This is a genomic window from Paucibacter sp. JuS9 (genome assembly GCF_044043925.2).
Taxonomy (GTDB): domain Bacteria; phylum Pseudomonadota; class Gammaproteobacteria; order Burkholderiales; family Burkholderiaceae_C; genus JAUASW01.
The window spans coordinates 3,716,115-3,735,324 of record NZ_CP194172.1 but is presented as its reverse complement, the minus strand read 5'-3'; the positions used below and the strand labels follow the sequence as shown (position 1 = coordinate 3,735,324).

Sequence of the window (19,210 nt, the reverse complement as noted above, 5' to 3'; positions counted from 1 at the left end):
TCTGTTGCTTTCTTCCTTGTGCGATGTTCAGGCGGGATCGAGCAGCACGTACAGCTTCTTGGCGTCCTCAAGCGTTTCCCAGCGTCCGGCAAAGCCGGCGGGGAGCAGATAGGCCTCGCCGGCGCGGAACTCGACACGGCCGCCTTCGACGTCCGTCAGGGCCACTCGTCCCTCCGCCAGCCAGACGACTTCGTCGGTGGCGGTCGCAGGGAAGCTCACGGCCCCCACCTTGCCTTCCCACCACCCCACCAGATGGCCCTTGCTGGAACCCTGGAGCGCGCACCAGTCGTCTTCGTCCATGCCGAAGTCCAGCTTGGCGTGGGTGCCGACACCCGCACCGAGTCTCTTGATGTCTTGAACTAGCTTTGTCATGTCTGTTGGTCCTTGAGAAATGAAATGGTTGGGATGCGGCTTCAGCCTGTCGTCAGGTGGACGGCATGTCGCAGCTCTTGATAGGAGCGCAGTCCTTGCAGACCGAGCTCTCGGCCGATACCGCTGGCGCCCAGACCGCCCCAGCAGACCTGCGGAAAGATCAGCTGCGGCGTGTTGATCCATACCAGGCCAGCTCGCAGCTGTGTTTCGTACTTCGCTGCGGCCTCCTCGCTTTCAGTTACGACGGTGGCGACCAGGCCGTAGGCTGTGGAGTTCGCAATAGCGAGGGCTTGCGCGTCGTTGTCGAACGAGCGCACGCACGCCACTGGTCCGAAGATTTCATCGCGCCAGAGAATGTTGTGCTCGTCGGGCGCGGCGATCACGAGGGGCGCCATGAAATGGCCGCTGCCAACGGTGCCAGCCAGCTGCCCGCTGAATGCGACTTCGGCACCGGCGGCGATTCCTTGCTCCACCAGCGCCTGGACGCGCGAGCGGTGGGCGTCGGAGATCAGCGGCCCCATGGCGCTGGTTGGATCGCTGGGCGGCGCGACGATCAGGGCCTGGACGGTCGACTGGAAGTCCTTCATGAATCGGTCGTACAAGCTGTGGTGGACCAGGATGCGCGAAGTCGCCGAGCACATCTGGCCGGCGTTCGTGAACGCGCCACCAATGGCGAGTTGCACGGCCAGCTCCAGGTCGGCATCCTCCCGAACGATCAAGGCGGACTTTCCGCCCAGTTCCAAGGTTGTGCGCTTCAGGCCATCGGCGGCACTCCGCATGATCTGCTTGCCGACCGCAGTGCTGCCGGTGAAGGAGATCTTGTCGATCATCGGATGGGCGACCAGGGCTGCACCGACGGGAGCGCCGCCGTTGACGAGGCTGACCACCCCGGCGGGCACGCCCGCCTGGTTCAGCAGTTCGAACAGGGCATGCTCGGCCGGCGACGTGAGCTCTGAGGGTTTGAGCACAACCGTGCAGCCCGCCGCCAAGGCCGGGGCCAGCTTCCATGCCGTGGTCACCATGGGGAAATTCCAGGGCACGACCAGGGCTGCGACGCCGACCGCCTCGTAGCGACGACGCGCGGCGACGGATGTGTCCGGGACGGGCACCGGCGCGCTTGCAAAGGCATCGCCTTCCCTGCACAGCTCGGCGTAGTAGGCGAAGCATGCGGCAACGTCGCTGACGTCGCAGTTCGCCTCGAACCGTGGCTTGCCGTTGACCTGCATCTGAATCTGCACCAGCGACTCGCGTTGGGCTTCCACTAGAGCAGCCACTCGCTGAAGCAGCGCGCCACGCAACGCAGGGGCAGTCATGTGCCACTCGGGGAGTGCGGCGCGCGCCGCAAGGACGGCCTGGTCGATTTGGGCGGCACTGGCGATTTGTTGCCAGGCCACGAGCTCGCCGCTGGCCGCGGCATGGACCGCGGTTTTGTGTTCGAGGGAGTTGAGACTCTCGGTGCCGATGCGAACGGCGGGAAAGGTGCAGGCAGACATGGATGAGCTTCCCGGTACCAGCATTGACTCAGCGGTAGGTGACGCCGGGCATCACGCAGAGCATTTCGTAGGCGAGGTTGGCGGCGACGAGTGCGGTGGTGCCTGCCTGGTCATAGGGCGGAGAGACCTCCACCACGTCGGCGCCAACGATGTTGAGACCCCGCATGCCCCGGATGATCTCGAGCCCTTGGATGACGCTCAGCCCGCCGACTTCCGGCGTACCTGTGCCGGGCGCAAAGGCAGGGTCGAGGCCGTCGATGTCAAAGCTCAGGTAGACCGGCACGTCCCCGACACGGTGGCGAACCTCCTCCATCAGCGGCTGCAAGGAGCGGTTCCAGCACTCCTCCGCCTGAATCACGGTGAACCCCTGCCGGCGGCACCAGTCGAAGTCGTCAGGGTGGTAGCCCGTGCCGCGCAGGCCGATCTGGGTGACCCGGTCGCATTGCAGCAGTCCGTCTTCGACGGCGCGACGGAACGGTGTGCCGTGCGCGATCTTCTCGCCGTTCATCGTGTCGTTCACGTCGGCATGTGCGTCGATGTGAACAACCGCCACCGGCCCATGCTTGTCACGCAGCGCGCGCAGGATGGGCCAGGCGATGGTGTGATCCCCGCCCAGCGTGATGGGGCGGCATCCGGTGCTCACGATGTCGCTGTAGGCAGCTTCGATGAGGCGTACCGAATCTTTCAGGTCGTACGGATTGATTCGTACGTCACCTATGTCGGCCACCTGAAGTGAGTCGAAGGGCGCGGCGCGTGTGGCCATGTTGTAGGGCCTCAGCAGTACCGATTCGGAGCGGATCTGCCTTGGACCGAATCGGGTGCCGGAGCGATTCGAAGTGCCGATGTCGAGCGGAACTCCGACGAAGCAGACGTCGAGCCCCTTCGTGTCCTCCGCCTGCGGCAGTCGCATCATGGTTGCGATGCCGCCAAAGCGCGGCATCTCGTTGCCGCCCATGGGCTGGTTGAAAGGGGAATCTGAACGTGGCATGTGGGCGTCTTGAGTCAAGTGAGCGAAAGGAGTTCCGGGTAGGACAGGTAGGCACGACTTGCGCCGCGCGCACGGCTTCAGGCCAGTTGCGCAGCCAGCTCGGCGCTACAAGCTGTTTGCCGCGCGCGAACCGCTCGAGATTAGAGGGGGGCGCGGTCGGCCGCGCAGCAGCAGTCGCCCCTTGGGCCCATAGACGCCGTCAGGCTCGGGAAAAATCCAGAGCAGACCCAGGTAGAGAACGCCTGAGGTGACGAGTGAGGCTGGTGCGCTAACGTCCATGCCGCCCATGAAGCTGCTCAGCGGCCCGACAAACTGCCCCGGCACGTTGGCGCACATCAGGCCCACGGCGGAACTCGGCAACCAGGCACCCAGGGCACGGAAGTTCCAGCCTCCCGAGAACCAGTAGTGGCCGCCGCGCAGGCCGCGGTTGAAGACCTGCAAATCATCGGGCAAGTAGTGGCCGCGCCGCGTGACATAGCCGATCACCATGACGGTGACCCAAGGGCAGCTGACAGCGCCGATCATGGCGGACAGGGTCGACACGCTCTCCACGAGGTTGAAGGCAAAGCGACCGACAAAGACGAAGACGATGGCGACGACGCCGATGGCCAGCGTCGCACGTACCCGGTCAAGGTACTTGGACAGGATGCTGGAGATGTCCAGGCCTGTGCCGTACAAGGCCGTCGTACCGGTGGACAAGCCGCCGATGATGGCGATCAGGCACACAGGCAGGAAGAACCACCGCGGTGAAATGGCCAGAAGGCCGCCGATGTAGTCGCTGGATGCTATGAACTGAGGCGCTTGTGTCGCCATGATGGTGGCGGTGGCCAAGCCAAACAGGAAGGGTAAAAAGGTGGCCGCCTGTGCGCAGAAGACTGCAAGGGTCACACGGTGCTTGGGCGTCTTCTCGGGGATGTATCGCGCCCAGTCCCCAAGCGTCGAGGCGAACGAGAGGGGGTTGCTGAGCGCGACCGCCACCGCAGCGACAAAGGCTGGCCAGTAGCTGGCGTCGCCGTGATGAATGCGGCCGGGATAGCCTTGATCGAATGCGCCGGCAAAGGCGAGGAGAGCCGCCAGAAACAACAGGCTTGCTGCCCATACGGCGATCTTGTTGACCCAAAGCATGAAGCGGAAGCCGTAGATGCAGACGGCCAGCACCAGCACCGCGAAGAACGCGTAGGCCAGACCCAGCGTGAGGCCGTTGACCGGCAGTCCGGCCAGCTCATGCGCGCCTCCAACCAAGGCGTCGCCCGAGCTCCAGACCGCCAGGGAGAAGAAGGCGACGGAGGTCAGCAGGGCCAGGAACGAGCCCACGATGCGGCCATGGATGCCGAAGTGAGCCCCTGAGGAGACCGGATCGTTCGTGCCATTCCTGGGGCCGAAGAGGCTCATCGGCGCCAGCACGCAAGTGCCGGCCGTGACACCCAGAAGAATCGCCAGGGCGCCGTCCCAAAACGACAGGCCGACAAGAACGGGAAAGCTGCCGAGCACTGATGTAGAGAAGGTATTGCAGCCGCCAAAGAGCAGGCGGAACAGGTCGATCGGTTCTCGCGTGCCGGGACGAGTGCGGGATCTGTTCGAAGCTAAACGTTTCGATTTCGGTGATGCGGCTCATCGGAGTCCGGCTGAAGTTGGAACCATTACGAGCGCCGAGGATTCCTGTCGCTGCAGGCCGGATGTTGACGGCAGGGCCCCGCAAACAGCGGTCGCATCTGGACACCGCTGGTTTCCAAAATTGGCGATTTCTGCAGGGCTCCCCTGCAGTGTTCCGCCGGATGCGGCTTGCACGGGCCTCGGTGAATAATCGGCCATGGCCTATGACGCCCTGAATCCACTCGAAGTGCTCCTGCAGTTGCAGCAATGCGGCAGCCTGGCCCAAGCCGCCAGCCGCTTGCATCGCTCAGCATCTGCCCTGTCGAAAATCATCCGAGGGCTCGAGCAGGAAGTCGGACAGACGCTGGTCGAGCATGCGTCCAGGCCCTTGCGCCTGACGGATGCAGGGCGGATCTTTGCCGAGGTCGCGCGCCAGAATCGCGACAGATTGCGCGACGCGCAGGACCAGATCGGTGACCTGACGGGCCGCGTCAGTGGGCGATTGCGAGTGACGGCCTCCGTGTTGCTGGGTCATGCGGTACTCGCAGAGTATGTGGTGCGCTTCCGCGCGCGCCACCCGGAGGTCGAAGTGGAGATCGAACTCAGCGATGCAGACCTTGACCCGATTCGATCTGACTTCGACCTGGCACTGCGTCATGAGCAAGGCGCGGCGCTGGGTCTGATTGGCCGAGCTCTGGGCAGCAACCGCGTGCACGTGGTGGGCACCTCGGCCTATTTCAAGCGCCATGGCCGGCCGACGAGACCGGCCGATCTTGCACGCCACGCTTGCCTGAGCTACCGGTGCAGTCCGCTGGACTCGCGCTGGAGCTTCCACTGCGGCAGCGAGAGCCACTGCGTCGCGCCGCGTGGTCCTGTCGTTGCCAACAGCGATGAAGTGCTGCTCGCGAGCATGCGGGCGGGTCACGGCTTGCTGCCGTGCTTTGACTGGCTCGTTGGCCGCGAACTTCAGGACGGTAGCCTTGAAAGCTGCCTGGACGATTGGCGCTTCGAAAGCGAAGCCTACGGCGCGCCCGAGCTCTGGGCCGTCTACCCCGAAAGCCTGCGCGGGCGGCGCAAGCTGAAACTGTTCATAGACGGATTGATCGAGTATTTGGAAGAGCGTAGGGGACAGCGGAGTTTGAAAGCAGCATAGGCTTCGCACAGTCATGCCAAGCGTCGCTTGGCACCTCGGTCCGGATGTTCATCGCGGCACCCCTTGGGCAGCGGTCGCATATGGTCATCGCTGCTTTCCGCAAACCGCGCTTGCAGCGAGCAAGCGCTTGTGCGTATAGACCCCTTAGCGGGGGGCAGCCCTATCGGTAGAGCTCTTGCAGCAAGTCGCGGCGGCGGGACAGTCCTTCGCTATGGAAGAAGACCTCGCCCGCAATGCCCTCCCGGCGGTTCTCTTCGAGCATCTGACGCAGCAGCTCGGGGCTGGCGATATAGTCGCGGCCTAGCGCGAGCAGCAGGCCGGGGAACACCTTGGCGAGTTGATCGGGGCACAACTGTTCGCGCGTGATCTTGCGAAGCTCTCTGCGGTAGCCCTCGATGTTGTAGCGGTACAGCTGGGGCGACACGCTGTCCACCCAGCCGTTCCTGACCCAGGTCGGCCAGTCCTGCAGATACTCCTCCAGCCCCCAGGGATAGGGGCTCGGCGACATGCTGATCTGCAGCGCCGGCTTGGCGGCCTTGACCTCGCGGTGCAGCCGCTGCATGAACTCGTTGAGCTTGCCCGCACGCCAGGCGACCCAGGCCGCATCCTTGGCACTTTCGGGCGGGGCCTTGCCCCCATGCTCCTTGCGGTACTGCGCGACGGTGCCGGGGTTGTAGCCGCCTTCCGAGGCCATCGCGGGCAGGCGGTCGTCACCCTGGATGCCATCCAGCTCGTAGCGCTGCACCGCTTCCATCATGACGCTGAGCACGAAATCCTGGACCTCGGGATCCAGGGCGTTCATCCACCTGAAGCCGTTCTTCTCGACGGGCTTGCCGTTTCGATCGAGCGCGGCCCAGCTGGGTCGTGCGGCAATGATCTCCTTGCCCGGCCCCCCGTTGAAGTCGCTGGCAAAGCCGAACTCAAACCAGGCGTAGACCTTGATGCCTCTGGCATGGGCCACGGTGATCAGCTCCTGCAGCGGATCACGGCCTGAGGCGAACTCGTTGATGGTGACGCCGGTCAACCTGTGCATGACAGCGCTGGGGAACAGGGTCCGTCCCTGGTTCCACATCGCCGCATACACGGTGTTGATGCCCAGGCTCTTGAACTCGTCCAGCTGGCGAGCCATCTCCGCCGGCGAATCGAAGAAGCGCGTGTGCTCCGGCGTTGCCACCCAGACGCCCCGCTGCGCGCCGTCCACGCGAAGCGGCAGTGGCGATGGGCGAGCCTGGGTCGAGGCCGGGCATCCGGGCGCGGCATGCGCGGTGCAGGCAAGGGCGATGCCGGCGGCAAGAAGGAGTCGGTTCAGCTTCATGTGGGCTTGGGGCAATGAGGGCAGCATGCCAGGGTTGCAAGAAAAAAGCGGGGCACGAAGCCCCGCATCAAGACCCCAGGAATACCGCTGTTGAGGTCAAAATTTGGCGCGCAGGTTCAGGAAGAACTGGCGGCCGCTTTCATGCCAGTAGCCCGGCGCGTTCTCGGTCACGAAGTAGGTGTGGCGCACCGGGTTGGTCAGGTTGTTGCCGTCCAGGTGGATGCTCAGGTCCTTGCTGATGCGATAGCCAATCGAGGCAGAGAGACTGCCGGCGCCCTTGTAGTAGTGAAGGCCGTTGACCTGGGTGACCACGCCGCCACTCATCAGGGGCACGTTCGTGCCGTTGCCGATGAAGCCGATCGAATAGTCAGTGCGGTAGTTCCAGGCCAGGCTGGCGCTGAACTTGTCGTCCTCGTAGAAACCACGCAGGTTGTAGGTCCACTTCGAGGTGCCCAGCATCTCGACGCCGTGTTGGTCCCTGGACTTCACATAGGTCGCGTTGCTGCCGAAACCGAAGCCGCCAGCGATGGGCATCTCCAGCGCGAACTCGGCGCCCTTCAACTGGGCCTTCACGCCGATGCGGGAGGACACGTCATAGGTGCTCATCGCATTGGTGCTGGTGTTGAAGAAGTCCACCTTGGAAGTGCCGGTCTTCACATAGTTCTGCAGGTTCTGCGAGAACACGCCACCCGAGATGTAGGCGCGCGGTGCGAAGTACCAGGCCAGCGTGGCGTCCACATTGGTGGCGGTCACGGGCTTCAGCAAAGGGTTGCCCGAGCTGCCGGTCAGCAAGGTGTTGTTCAGGGAAACGGCACCGGCCAGCTCGTTGTAGTTCGGGCGGCCCAGGCTGCGCGAGGCCGAGGCGCGGGCGATCAGGCCCTTGTCCAGCTGCCAGCGCAGGTTCATGCTGGGCAGCAGCGAGTTGTGGCGTGTCGTCACCAGTTGCGGCAGATAGCTGGCAAAACGCGAGCCCACGATGGCGCCCGGCACCGAGCAGGGCAGGGTGGGCACGCACTGGCCGGCCGCCGTGCCGTTGGGCAGGGCCTGGTAGGACAGTGAGTCCACCTGCGTGAACGCGGCACGCACGCCGGCATTGCCGGTGATCGCGTTGCTGAGCTCGAACTCGCTCATCAGGTAGAAGCCTTCGTTGCCTTCCTTGACCTTGTAGCCGCTGGTCCAGGTCTTGCCGGCCACCGGGTCCCAGTTGACGTACTGGTTGGCGAAGGCCTGTATCTGCGAGGAGTCGTAGCGGAACAGGTTGCGCGGGAAGTTGGCATCCAGCCCGCCGCCCCAGTTGGCCGGGTAGGCGGTGGCCGGCGCCGGCAGGGCGCCGTTGGGCACGATGTTGGGCGTGGTCGGCAGCACGGTGCCCGGATAGACCGGCAGGTTGCCGGCATTGACCAGCGAGAAGTTGCCCACCGAGATGAAGGGCGAGGGCGAGACCGGCAGGCCGCTGGCCTGGTCCTGCGCGTTCCAGCGCGGCGCGATCACGTCATAGGTGCGGGTGTGCTTGGAGAAGCGGGCGCCCCACTTGATCGCGGTGATGACGTCGTGCTTGGGCCGGTAGTCGGCATCCAGGTGCAGGTAGCTTTCCTTGTCGCTGGAGTCCACGGCAGCGCCGGTATTGCTGGCCTGCGAGTAGCTCGACGGCTTGCTCATGTCGATGGGCTTGCCGTCCACCGAGCTGACCATCGCGTAGTCGGTCGGACGCGTCGTATTGATGTTGTACGACATGTTCGGATTGACCAGCACAAAGGTCAGGCTGGGCTGCGAGTTGGTCTTGCCGCGGCCTTCGGTATAGCCGGCACGGGCGCGCAAGGTGAGCGCGTCATTGGCTTCGAACTTCAGGTCCAGGTCGTAGAAGGAGCTGAGCGACTTGGCGCCTTCGCGCACGTTGTGGTCGAACTCGAAGCCGCCGATGCGCTGGTTCGGGCTCAGCGTGGTGGGGCGCTCCAGCTTGGCGCTGGTGATCACGTCGCCGTCGATCTTGGCGTCCTTGATCAGCCAGCCCGCGCCGACGAGGCCGGTGGGCAAGGCGAACGCAGAGCTGTTGTAGTTGTCGGCCTTGAGCTCGGCGCGGAAGGCGCTGAGGTTGGCTTCCAGCTGCTTGCTGGGCTTGAACTGCAGGCCCACATAGCCGCCGCTGCGCTTGCGAACGCCCTCGAACAGGGCCGAGTTCAGGCTGCCCGGCATGCGCTTGCCGGCCAGTGCGGGATTGCCCGAGGCTGTGGCTTGCGCCGCCGTGATGACGCCGAAGCTGAAGGTCTCCTGGCCGTCGCGGCGCAGGTGGCGGTCTTCCTTGAAGACCTGGGCCAGCACGCCGAAGGTGTTGTCGCTGTTCTTCCAGGCCAGCAGGCCGGAGAGCTGCGGATCGGTGGTCTTGGGCAGCGAGGCGTAGACGGCGCCCAGCGCCACCTCGGCACTGAGCTGCTTGCGGAAGTCCAGCGGCTTGCGCGTGATGATGTCCACCGTGCCGGCGATGCCGCCTTCGGTGATGTCGGCGCGCTGCGTCTTGTAGACGATGGACTGGCCGATCAGCTGCGAAGGCATCAGGCCGAAGCCGACGCTGCGGCCGCTGCTGCCCTGGTCGCCCACGTGCCAGTCGCCCGAGGAGAGCGCGTGGCCATTGATGGTCACCAGGTTGAGGTTGGGGCTGGTGCCGCGAATCGCCACGCGCTCGGCCTCGTCCATGGCCAGTGCGCCGCCGAATTGCACGTTCACGCCGGGCAGGCGGGAGAGCGCATCGGCAATGTTCTTGTCGGGCATCTTGCCCACGTCTTCCGCTGTGACGACCTCGACATTGGTATCGGCGTCGCGCTTGGTTTCTAGCGACTTCTGCAGGGAGGCACGGATGCCGGTGACGACCACCTGCTCGAGCTTGCTCTTGTCATCCTCCTTCTTGGCCGGCGCAGGGGCTTGGGCCTGGGACTGCGCTGCCTGTGCGGCAAGGATGAGGCTCATTAGGCAGATGGCCTGGTTGATCCGGTGGGCTTGAAACTTCATACCGTGTCTCTCCGTGGTTGCTCAAGCAGCTGGTCCAGCGCTTGTCTTATTGGACTGATTCAAAGTAGACCATGAACGTACCAATAAACAGACCCCAGGAAATCCCTGGGTGCCTGGTTCGTCGTTGTTTCATTGCGATTTATCGCCATTGCTTGTCAGATGTTGACCGGTGGCCTGAGTCATTCATTGGAATGAATTGGCCTAGATGTGGCCTTGGTAACTAATCCAATTGGCTTGGTCTTGGAGTGGGTACGATGCGATGCATGCCCTCCCTGCCACTTCGCGCTGCGCTCGTCCTCATGCTGGTGTGGCCCTTCCTGGCACAGGCGCAGCCGGCTCTGAAAGTGGCCTTGTTCGAGGTGGCCCCCTACGCGCAGAAGGAGGGCGGTGCGCTGCACGGCCTGTACATCGACCTGGTCAGGGGGCTGGGTGCCGGCGCTGGCTTCAAGACCGAGATTGCGCTGATGCCATTCGCACGGGTGCCCCTGGCGCTGGAGCGAAGCGAGGCCGATCTGACGATCAGCTTTTCAACGGAGGCGCTGGAGGGCGCGGCGCAAGCCCTGGGCCCCGTGGCGCTTGTCGATTCGGTGCTCATCACCAGCCTGGCCAGGTCCACCAGGGAGCTGCCTCAGCTGAAGGGGGCGCTCGTCGGCAGGGCGCGCGGCGGCTGCCAGGACCTGGCGCAGCGTGCCGAGCTGGCGCTGCGCTGGACCGACATCAGCAACTTCGACAGCGCCTTGCGCATGCTGGCGCTGGGTCGCCTGGATGGCCTGTGCCTGACGCGCGACGTGCTGCATCACTACAGCGCCCTTGCAAGCATTGAACGGAGCCGCCTCGGTGCCGAGATCCTTGTCGGCCAACGGCCGGCCTTGCTCTATGTGCGTCGGGGCCTGGCGCCCGAGGTCATTGCCAAGCTGCGAGTGGCCCTGGCCAGGCGGTCCCCCGTCAAGGCTGACTAGGCAAGGGGTCGATCCGATAGAAGCACTCGAAGCAGGCGCCCGGAGCCAGGTGATTGAGCGCGGGCTTGTGCAGCAGTTCCAGCGGCGCCGCGGCATCCTCGTCCACGCCAAACCAGGGCTCGATGCAGACGAATCGGGCGCCGGCCACGGCCCACAGACCCAGATGGGGCGCGCCTCCTGTGCTGACCATGAGGCGTGTGCCGGCCTGCCTGTGGACCAGGCGAATCCGGCGTGACTTGATCTGCTTGATGATCAGGGCGTCACGCTCGAACAGCTGGCTGTGCAGCCCGATGCGCGTCTGCTCCGGCCCCGTGAAGGCAATGGGCTCGGGTCGCTCGGCGAGCAGGTCGCCAAGCAGGCGGTAGGCCTCAGGGGCTTCCTGCTGATCAAACTCCAGGAACCAGTCCTGCAGTTCGCCCGTGCCTAGCGCGAAGGCCGGATGTGAGCCCAGGCCAAATGCCATGGTCTCAGGGCTGTCGTTGTGCACTTCGTAGCGCACCAGCAAGCCGTCGGCGTCGAGGCGGAACAGGACCTGCAGCCGGAACTCGAAGGGGAAGCAGGTGCGCGTTTCTGCGGTGGCGCGCAGCAGCAGGGTCGCGGCCTCGGCGCTCTCTTGCACCGGCTCGAAGTCCATGCCGGCGGCAAAGCCGTGGATGCCCATGGCGTACGGCTGGCCCTTGTGCAGATAGCGTCCATCCCGCAATCGTCCGACGAAGGGGAACAGCAGGGGCGCGCTGTGGGGCCAGACCTTGGCCTCGTCCTGCCAGAGGAATTCCTCATTGCCGAGCCTGAGGCTGCGAAGCTCCGCGCCGTGGGGGTCAATGCTTGCCTGCAGGGTCCCGAATCGCAGAGTCAGCATGCCGGGGCAGCCATCAAGGCCTGCTTGTCAGCGCTGAGCGTGCGACCTTGCGCATCGAAGGCATAGACCCAGTCGGCTTGCGGCTGCAGGTGCAGCACCTGCCCCTGCTGCAGGCCCAGCATCGGCGGCACCGCCACGCAAAGCGACTGCCTGCCTCGCTTCAGGTGGGCGTAGCTGCTGGCGCCCAGTCGCTCCAGCAGGCAGAGCTCGGTGGCCAGACTGGCCGCTGTGCCTGCGGCGCTTGGTTGCAGATGCTCGGGTCGCACGCCCAGGCGCACAGCCATGCCGGGGCTCAGCTCGGCGCCGGGGCGCACGTCGAACTGCCACTCGATGGCGGTATCGATGGCCAGCCGTGCCGAAGCCCGTCCGGCATCGACGGCCGTCAGTTCCGCATCGAGCAGGTTGATGGCCGGCGAGCCGATGAAGCCGGCGACGAACTCGTTGCAAGGATCGCTGTACAAGGCCAGGGGGCTGCCGACCTGCTCGATACGGCCGGCCCGCAGCACGACGATGCGGTCGGCTAGCGTCATCGCCTCCACCTGGTCATGGGTGACATAGACCATGGTCTTGCCGAGCTGGCGGTGCAGGGCGGCAATCTCCAGCCGCATGCGCAGCCGCAGTTCGGCGTCGAGATTGGAGAGGGGTTCGTCGAACAGGAACACGGCCGGCTCTTGCACCAGGGCCCGGCCTATGGCCACGCGCTGGCATTGCCCGCCCGAGAGCTCGCCAGGTCGCCGCGCCAGATAGGGCTCGAGCTGCAGGATGTCGACCGCGCGCGCCAGCTTGCGCTCCATCTGTTCGCGCGGCTCGCCGCGCATGCGCATGCCGAAGCTCAGGTTCTGCGCCACCGTCATGTGCGGGTACAGCGCATAGGACTGGAAGACCATGGCCACCTTGCGCTGGCTGGGAGGTGCTGCCGTGACGTCGCGGCCGGCGATATGGATCCGTCCCTCGCTGGTCTCGTCCAGGCCGGCGATCAGGCGCAGGAGCGTGGACTTGCCGCAGCCCGAGGGACCGACGAAGACGATGAACTCGCCTTCCTCGACGCTGAGATCGATGCCGTGCAGCGTCTGCGTCGCGCCATGGCGCTTGATGAGGCCTTGTATGTCTAGGAATGCCATGAGCTTGTCTCAGGAGAGTCGGGCCAACAGGGGCTCGTCCCAGTGGAGCGGAATGCCTTGCTTGCGCAGGTGCTGCTGGAACGCGGCGCGCGCCGTGGCGCTGGCGTGGATGTCGGTCGGGGTCAGGCCTTGCTTCAGGGCAAACGCGGCCAGCAGGCCGGCCACTTCGCCGATCAGCCACTCCGCGGGATGGACGCGTGTGCAGGCATTGACCAGGTGGCTGACGGCGATGTTCTTGCAGCCGGGCAGCAGGTTGTCGCAGTCGGCCGGCACGAAGCAGCCCAGTGGCAGGGTGAAGGGGCGCACATGGGCATTGAGGCCCTGGCCGCTGCGCACCGTGGGGTGCATGTCCATGTTGTACCAGGCGAGGCCCACGCTGTCGGCGCGGTTGACGGCCTCCAGCGCTGTGCCCGCCTGGTGCGCGATGTCGCGCTGGGTGAGCGTGCTGAGGCCGACGATGCGCCGCGATTCACGCACATAGATGTGCTGGGCCAGGCCGTCCGGCGTGCCGGTGATGTCGGGCGCCACTTCCAGCTCCGGATAGCCCTGGCCGCCATCGGGTCTCGGGGCTTCGGTGCGCAGCCAATGCAGGAGGCAGGCTGAGAGCTCGCGCGCTGCCGTCTCGACCTGCTGCTCGCTCAAAGGTCCGTCCAGCAGCGGCTGCAGCCCGTAGTCGTTCTGTGCCCAGTTGATCAGGGAGACTTCCTCGCGCGGCGTTTCCCACATGTGCGCCGCGATGACGCGCCGGTAGCGCCAGAGGTCCAGCGCCTCGCCTTGTGGGAACAGCGGCAGGCGCATCGATTCACCGGGCCTGGCACCGGGGATGTACTCGCTGAACAAGCGGTGGCCGTAGCCGGCCACGCCTTGCGCGCGCCAGGCCTCGTAGCCGGGTGGCGGCGAGCCCACTGGGAGTGCATGGTTGCGCCGGCGCAAGGCCAGCACATGGGTCACCGGCTGCTGGTCTTCGGGGTTGGCCTGCGCGGGCGCGGCGGGTTCGTCGAACTCGGCCTGCGCTTCCTTGCCCAGCCGGAAGGGCAAGCCGGCCAGGGGCAGCAGGGCGCCGGTGTCGGTGGCATCGATCACATAGCGGGCACGGACGCTCACGCGCTCATCGCCACATGCCAGCTCGACTGCTTCGATGCGCCGGCCGGTGCGCTGCACCGCGACGGGTCTCGCATAGCGCAGCAAATGCTGGCCGGGCATGTCTTGCAGCAACTGTTCGAACCAGGCCGCGGCCAGCGCCGGCTCGAAGCACAGTCGGCTCACCCAGCCATCGCCGGGATTGCAGCCTTCGGTCATGGCGGTGCGGTCGCGAAAATCCGGCTGGCTCAGGTAGTGCTCGCGCATGGCCTGGCGGAACTGCAGATAGCTCTCACTGGCCCCGCCATGCTCGATCAGCCGGTGCTCGTCGGGCGGCACGGCTTGCGCCGTCATCTGGCCACCAAGCCAGCGATGTTCGGCGCTCAGCAGCACACGCTGGCCCGCCTGCGCCGCGCGCCAGGCGGCCATCACGCCGCCGAGGCTCGCGCCAATCACTGCGATATCGACTTCGATCGCGCGGTTCATGGGTGGGCCTTCAAGCGCAGGCCGATTTCGAAGCTACGCTGCCAGGGCAGCCAGAGCTGCTCGACCCGCCAGGGCAGGCCCTGGGCTTGCAGCCACGCATCCGATGCCGGCACAAAGAGCAGGCTGGCTGCGGCTTCCAGTTCAACGGGGGTCAGCGCCGCTTCGTCGATGCTGTCTCGCAGCGTCTGGCGCAGGCAGGCCTGGTAGAGGTGATCTTCCAGCAGGCGCAGGCAGGCCATGCGCTGGTTGGCGCCGCCGCCCAGGTCCGAGCGCGCGAGCACGAGCTGGGCCAAGAGGCTGCCCAGGCTGTTGCTGGCGGTGTTCCAGCCGGCGTAGCCGACCAGATTGGCCAGGCCGATATGGCCGGCCACGGCTTCGATCAACAAGGGGTCGGCGCCGTTGGCATAGGCCAGGTCGGCGATGGCCAGCGGCTTGTCCGCCGGCAGCTTGCGCAGCCATTGCTGCAGCCGTTCGCTGCTCAGCGGTGAGGGCAGGGGCAGGCGCATGGCCCAGTCGCCCTGGGCTTGACCGGCGCTGTGCAGGGCCAGCACCAGATCGGCCTGCTCGATGGATTCGACCAGCTCAGCCCCGACCGCCTGCAGCTGGCTGGCCAGGGAGTCCAGCAGCGGTCGGTCTTCGTAGCGCGCCCGCAAGTGCTGGACGCCTTGCGGATCGCTGCACGACAGCCAGAACTTCAGCGCAGGTTCGCGGCGCAGGGTGGCGACCAGGTGGGCGCACAGCGTGTGCATCACCTCGTCTGCGCCGGCATAGACCAGGACCTGGTCCTGCAGGCCAGCTCGTTCGATCGCTGCTTGCAAGGCGCGGCGCTCGGCGATGTTGAAGCCGTAATCCGCGGTGTCGTCCTGCGGCAGCACCAGGCGGTCGATCACACCTTCCGCAACCAAGTCCAGAAGCTGCTTGTTGATGGCGAAGTTGCGTGCACGCGCGGCCAGGTAGTCCTGTTGGATGGCGGACGGGATCTGCGTGCGGGCCGCCTCGGCGCGTTCCAGGTCAGCGGCATCGTTCAGCTGCGCATGGCGATCCGCGTGGAAGGACCAGGCCCAGATCTGCTCGCCATGTTCGGCCCAGTAGGGCTTCTCTTCCTCGGCCACATTGTTGTTGGAGATGCGCATCGTCGCCGCGAAGGCGTAGAGCGGCCGCTTTGGTGCGGCGGTCTTCAGCTCGCGCAGGAGATGCAGGCGTTGCTGCAAGTCCTCCAGTGCATCGGGGATGAAGCGCGAGGGCACGAGGCCGCCGTAGACCAGCATGTCGACCGAGATCACCAGGCCTTGGGCCTGCGGTGCCTGCTTGCGCAGCCAAGAGGCCAGCCGGTCGCGGTCCGCGGGCTGGCGCATCAGGCCGAGGTCGGCGACCGGCGGCATCTGGCCCTGGCAGCCACCGGCCTCCAGCAACATTTGCACCTGTTCGCGCACGGCCGGCCGGCCGTCCACCGGCAAGGCGACGAGGGTGGGATTCATGGAACGAGTTTTGTTCTGTAGGTGGCGATGCCATGTGCAGGCACCTGCATGCGATCCATCGGCTGGCCATCGGCGCGAACCGGGCGCCAGCCCTCTTGTGCAAACTGCGGCGCCTGCTCTGCATCGCTGCAGTTCCATACGCGCAGCTCAAGTTCTTCGCCCGCGCGGCGCAAGGCGCTGACGCGCAGGCTCGAGTTGTCGAATTGCTGGGCTGCATGCCAGGCCTGCCCATGGCCGCGCAGCAGCAGGGGCGGGCGGCGCAGGGCGTCGGCCTTATCCAGCAAAGCCGGGATCTCCAAGCCGCTGGCGATGCGGAAGTCAAATCGCTGCTGACCGAGGCGCTGGGCACCTGGCGTGGCCAGGTCGGGGCCGGCGCCCACGCCGCGCGTCACCAGGTCGCGGCGCGACAGCCAGCCCACGCTGCGCAAGAGCGTGAGTCCCAGCCAGGCCTGGCCTTGGTGCTGCAGCAGCTCGAACTCCTGCATGGCGCGATGTACGACCTGCACAGGGCCTGCACTCAGGGCGCTGAGGCTGGGCATGACGGCCGGTGGCATTTCTCGGCGGCTCGGCGCGGCGGGATAGTCGGCCAGGATGCTTGCGCGTCGCAGCCAGGCGAAGGCGCTGTCGGCCTCCGTGTGTTCGGGCAGCGTGGGCAGGGAGAACAGCAGGCGGCTGCGCTGGTCCTCGGCCTGGTTGTCCCAGTCGAGGCTGGCTTCGATGGCGACCTGGCCCTCCAGCACCTTCAGGCGCAGGCGGCCGTGGCAGAGCACCTCGTCGCTGCACGGCCCTTGCCGCGCGGCATCGAGCCGGGCCGGCAGTCTTGCTTCGATGCGCAGCACATAGTCCTGCAGCGGGCCGAGCTTGCGCTGGCGCAAGAGGGTCCAACGCTGATGCAGGCGGCGGGCCGCATCGGGCGGCGGGCTGTAGTTGTAGCTGTCGCCGGCATCGAGCTCGCTGAGCACGGCGACTTGCACTCGGGTGCCCGGCGTCAGGTCCAGCCAGAGTCGGCCTTCGGAGTCGAGATGGATGCGCTCCTTCGAGTCAACAACTGTCGCCACTTGCGCATGGCTTTTCACCTGCAATCGCCGGGCTTGCAGACCACCAAGCCGGGCGTGCAACAGCAGCTCGTAGCGATGGCCGGCCAGCGGCGCCGGAAAGTCATCCAGCGGCGAGCGGAATTCACTGTGCGGCACGGAGCCCAGCAGCAGGCTTGGCAAGACCTGGCCCTGCACGTCCCGCACTTGCAGGCCTTCGGCCACGTCGCCAGCAAGGAACAGCTCGACGCGGTGCCAGCCCTCGCGCGCCACCGGCAACGGATTGAAGAGGGTGAAGGCGGCATCGTCGGCATGCGCCGTGCCGCAGGCGGAGAGCATGCCGGCGTCCACCAGGGCCCGCTGCTCCAGCGTGTCCAGCTTCTGCTGCAAGAGTTCGAAGCGGGTCTCCATTTCCGCATGGACCTCATCGATGCTGCAACCGCAGATCGAGTCGTGGGCCTGCTGCTGTATCAAGAGGCGCCAGCATTGCTCCAGATAGCGATCGGGCTGCGGCACATCGAGCGCGGCATAGAGCGGCTCTATAGCGCCGAGCAATCGGTCCTCAGACTGCTGATGCGCAAGCTTCAGGTAGCGGCGGGTCGACAGCACATCGGGCAGCACGAAGGCGCGCGCGTTGTTGCGCAGCTCGCCGCAAAGCTCGGGCCGCCGGCCATCGCTGGCGGCCAGACTCAGGGCCACGTGCTGCTGCAGACTTTGCTGCTCCAGCCGGTAGCGCGACTGGCCGGCGTTGAACTCCGCGATGCGCTCATGCAGGCCGGCGCGCGGCATCAAGTGGTCGCCTCCCTGGGGCAACAGCAGGTGCTCGGACAGCGCGCGCGGCGCCACCTGTTCGAGATAGCGCTGCAGCGCCGGCTGCCAGTCGTCCAGGTTGAAGGGATGCTGGTAATAGCCTTCGCTCAGGAACAGGCTGCCGACGCGCGTGCCGTCGGGTGCTACCCAGTCGAACTCGGAGTTCGCCGCGTCTGCGCCGCGCCACAGCACCGCAGACGGAATGCCCATCTGCTGCAGGAGCTGGGGCATCTGGGCGACATGACCGAAGCTGTCGGGCAGGTAGCCCACCCGCTGGCAATTGCCCAGGGCTTGCGCGTCGGCCATGCCGATCTCGAGATTGCGCAGCAGCGATTCGCCACTGACCAGGAACTCGTCGGCCATCACGTACCAGGGGCCCAGCGCGATGCGGCCGCTTTGCACCAGGCTCAGCACGCGCCCGATGAGCGCGGGCTCGGCGTGCGCCAGCAGGTCTTCCATCGCGGCCACCTGGCCGTCGAACAGGAAGTGCTCCAGCTCGCCGCGCTCCAATTGGCCGGCCACGGCCTCCATCACGCGCAGCAGGCGCGCGACGAACTGCTCGCGCGTCCAGTACCACTCGCGGTCCCAGTGCGTCTGCACGACCACGCCCACTTGCAACAAAGACTGGCTCATTCCTTGACGGCGCCCTTGAGCGCTCCGGCGATGAAGAAACGCTGGCTGAAGGCGAACACGGTCATCACCGGCAGCAGCGAGAACACGGCACCGGCGGCCACCAGGCGCCAGTCCAGCGAGAAGGTATTGGCCAGGCGATTGACGCCCAGCGGCAAGGTAAATCGCGCCGGCTCGTCGATCACGATCAGCGGCCAGAGGAAGTCGCCCCAGACCGCGATGAAGCTGAACACGGCCAGCGTGGCCAGCGTGGGTTTGACCAGGGGCAGGTAGACATGCCACCAGATGCGCGGCGTGCTGACGCCTTCCATGCGCGCCGCCTCGTCCAGCGCTGGCGGCACGGCCTCGAAGGCCTGCTTCATCAGGATGATGCCGAAGGCCGTGCAGGCATGGGGCAGCAAGAGGCCGAGGAAGCTGTTGCGCAACCCCAGGCTCACTGCCAGCTGGTAGAGCGGAATCATCAGGAGCTGGAAGGGCAGCATCATCGAGGCCATCAGCAGGGCGAGCAGCAGGCCGCGCGCCGCGAACTGCAGGCGCGCCAGCGCAAAGCCGGCCAGCGACGAGAACAGCACATTGCTGAGCACGGCGGCCACCGCCACCAGCAGGCTGTTGGCGAGGTAGCGGCCGAAGGGCTGGCTCGCCAGCACGCGGCTGTAGTTGTCCAGCGTGGGCTCGGCCGGCAGCCAGGCCGGCGGATAGGCGAACAGGTTCTCGCCGCTGCCCTTGAGCGAGGTGGAAAGCAGCCAGAGGAAGGGCCCGATGGTGATGCAGCACCAGGCCAGCAGCGCCGCATAGCGGACGAGCAATGACAGGGGTTTTGTTCCTGGCTTCATTTC

The 19,210-nt window shown here is 66.0% G+C and carries 13 protein-coding genes and 1 pseudogene; 2 read left to right on the top strand and 12 right to left on the bottom strand.

Features of this window, described 5'->3' with window-relative positions; translation table 11 throughout:
* Window positions 1–27 precede the first annotated feature (27 nt).
* The 4 genes and pseudogenes from ABT392_RS16580 to ABT392_RS16565 form a co-directional block, all read right to left on the bottom strand.
* On the bottom strand, window positions 28–372 hold the full coding sequence (locus tag ABT392_RS16580) for a cupin domain-containing protein (protein WP_395385227.1): 345 nt from the start codon (window positions 370–372) through the stop codon (window positions 28–30).
* A 41-nt stretch (window positions 373–413) separates the two neighbouring features.
* Window positions 414–1,865, bottom strand: coding sequence for an aldehyde dehydrogenase family protein (locus ABT392_RS16575; protein WP_395385228.1), 1,452 nt, complete (start codon window positions 1,863–1,865; stop codon window positions 414–416).
* Window positions 1,866–1,893: 28 nt separating this feature from the next.
* A complete protein-coding gene (gene speB / locus ABT392_RS16570) occupies window positions 1,894–2,853 on the bottom strand; it encodes an agmatinase (protein ID WP_395385229.1) in 960 nt (319 codons plus the stop codon).
* A gap of 105 nt (window positions 2,854–2,958) precedes the next feature.
* Window positions 2,959–4,468: pseudogene (locus ABT392_RS16565) on the bottom strand (purine-cytosine permease family protein).
* Between the two features lie 195 nt (window positions 4,469–4,663).
* Here ABT392_RS16565 and ABT392_RS16560 point away from each other — a divergent pair.
* Window positions 4,664–5,599 carry a LysR family transcriptional regulator gene (locus ABT392_RS16560; protein ID WP_395385230.1) on the top strand — a complete coding sequence of 312 codons (936 nt, stop codon included), beginning with the start codon at window positions 4,664–4,666 and terminating at the stop codon, window positions 5,597–5,599.
* 160 nt (window positions 5,600–5,759) lie between these two features.
* Here ABT392_RS16560 and ABT392_RS16555 read toward each other — a convergent pair whose 3' ends face one another.
* The gene (locus ABT392_RS16555; protein WP_395385231.1) at window positions 5,760–6,914 is read right to left on the bottom strand and encodes a glycoside hydrolase family 10-like protein; all 1,155 of its coding nucleotides are present in this window, start codon (window positions 6,912–6,914) and stop codon (window positions 5,760–5,762) included.
* A gap of 96 nt (window positions 6,915–7,010) precedes the next feature.
* Entirely contained in the window at window positions 7,011–9,917 is a 2,907-nt protein-coding gene (locus ABT392_RS16550) for a TonB-dependent receptor (protein ID WP_395385232.1), read from the bottom strand.
* Between the two features lie 263 nt (window positions 9,918–10,180).
* Here ABT392_RS16550 and ABT392_RS16545 point away from each other — a divergent pair, with 263 nt between their 5' ends.
* A complete protein-coding gene (locus tag ABT392_RS16545; RefSeq protein ID WP_464970825.1) occupies window positions 10,181–10,876 on the top strand; it encodes a substrate-binding periplasmic protein in 696 nt (231 codons plus the stop codon).
* Here the strand turns inward: ABT392_RS16545 and ABT392_RS16540 are convergent.
* Genes ABT392_RS16540 through ABT392_RS16515 form a run of 6 tightly spaced genes read right to left on the bottom strand, consistent with a single transcriptional unit; the run spans window position 10,863 to window position 19,207 of the window.
* Window positions 10,863–11,735 (bottom strand): aldose 1-epimerase family protein, encoded by an 873-nt coding sequence (locus ABT392_RS16540; RefSeq protein WP_395385235.1) that lies wholly within the window; start codon window positions 11,733–11,735, stop codon window positions 10,863–10,865. The genes ABT392_RS16545 and ABT392_RS16540 overlap by 14 nt on opposite strands.
* A complete protein-coding gene (locus tag ABT392_RS16535) occupies window positions 11,729–12,856 on the bottom strand; it encodes an ABC transporter ATP-binding protein (protein ID WP_395385236.1) in 1,128 nt (375 codons plus the stop codon). The genes ABT392_RS16540 and ABT392_RS16535 overlap by 7 nt, the downstream gene beginning before the upstream one ends.
* A gap of 9 nt (window positions 12,857–12,865) precedes the next feature.
* On the bottom strand, window positions 12,866–14,422 hold the full coding sequence (locus ABT392_RS16530) for an FAD-dependent oxidoreductase (RefSeq protein ID WP_395385237.1): 1,557 nt from the start codon (window positions 14,420–14,422) through the stop codon (window positions 12,866–12,868).
* Window positions 14,419–15,900, bottom strand: coding sequence for a DUF4127 family protein (locus ABT392_RS16525; RefSeq protein ID WP_395385238.1), 1,482 nt, complete (start codon window positions 15,898–15,900; stop codon window positions 14,419–14,421). Before ABT392_RS16525 ends, ABT392_RS16530 begins: the two co-directional genes overlap by 4 nt.
* Window positions 15,897–18,377 (bottom strand): glycoside hydrolase family 38 N-terminal domain-containing protein, encoded by a 2,481-nt coding sequence (locus tag ABT392_RS16520; RefSeq protein ID WP_395385239.1) that lies wholly within the window; start codon window positions 18,375–18,377, stop codon window positions 15,897–15,899. Before ABT392_RS16520 ends, ABT392_RS16525 begins: the two co-directional genes overlap by 4 nt.
* Window positions 18,374–19,207: a carbohydrate ABC transporter permease gene (locus ABT392_RS16515; RefSeq protein ID WP_395385240.1), complete on the bottom strand. Its 834-nt coding sequence runs from the start codon at window positions 19,205–19,207 to the stop codon at window positions 18,374–18,376. The genes ABT392_RS16520 and ABT392_RS16515 overlap by 4 nt, the downstream gene beginning before the upstream one ends.
* Window positions 19,208–19,210 lie beyond the last annotated feature (3 nt).